Genomic DNA, 329 nt, shown 5'->3' with positions numbered 1-329 from the left:
TAACGCAGGCAGCAACTCAGTGGGCTCTGGACGCAGCGTGTAATCGGGATTCACCTCCGCGTACAGAATGATGCCGTCCTGGCCGATGACGAAACGCCCCGGCATCGGCAAGGTCCAGCTCTGATCACCATTGATGACCGGCAGGTTGTTGCCCAGGCTCAGATAGAGTTCAACCAGGTAGTCCGGCAGTTTGAACCGCAGGCCGAAAGCAGCCGCCACTTCATTGCCGCTGTCGCTGAGGATCGGAAACCCCAGGCCGTTTTGACGTTGCGATTTGCGGCTGTTGGCTTGGCTCTGCGGCGAAATCGCCACCAGGCTGGCACCGCGCT

1 protein-coding gene is annotated in these 329 nt (G+C 60.2%); it reads right to left on the bottom strand.

The genetic code is table 11. From position 1 onward, the window contains the following. Positions 1-329 (bottom strand): peroxiredoxin-like family protein (locus M5B96_RS32465; RefSeq protein ID WP_248801261.1); only part of this gene is annotated, 329 nt, incomplete at both ends.

Source organism: Pseudomonas sp. MWU13-2105, from assembly GCF_023242315.1.
Taxonomy (GTDB): domain Bacteria; phylum Pseudomonadota; class Gammaproteobacteria; order Pseudomonadales; family Pseudomonadaceae; genus Aquipseudomonas.
Note: the sequence above shows the minus strand (reverse complement) of the source record. Positions and strands in the feature narration are given on the sequence as shown.